This window comes from Globicatella sp. HMSC072A10 (assembly GCF_001811625.1).
In the GTDB taxonomy this organism is placed as follows: Bacteria; Bacillota; Bacilli; order Lactobacillales; family Aerococcaceae; genus Globicatella; species Globicatella sanguinis.
The window spans coordinates 1-311 of the sequence record NZ_KV805771.1; the positions used below are offsets into that span (position 1 = coordinate 1).

1 protein-coding gene is annotated in these 311 nt (G+C 42.4%); it reads right to left on the bottom strand.

Going from position 1 to position 311, the window contains the following annotated elements; genetic code table 11:
* Positions 1 to 311: reverse transcriptase domain-containing protein (locus HMPREF2811_RS07875; protein WP_246829832.1), on the bottom strand; the 311-nt coding region annotated here is incomplete at both ends.

Below are 311 nucleotides of genomic sequence, written 5' to 3' on the forward strand. Positions count from 1 at the left end.
GTATTCACAACCAATTTCAATTCTTTTGATAGAAATCGGCTGATACTCTGCAGAATTCGTTCGCCTGCTCGTTTACTTTTCGTAAAGATGACAAAATCATCGGCATAGCGGACGAATCGGTGTCCACGTTTCGTTAGTTCTTTATCTAACTCATGTAAATAGATGTTACTGAGTAATGGCGACAGGACGCCTCCTTGCGGGGCGCCTTTTCCTGTCTTCTGGAAGTTTCCGTTTAGTTCAATGACTCCGGCTTGCAAGAATCGGTTAATCAATCTCAGGATTGATTTGTCCTCAATGTGTTGTTTCAGAAG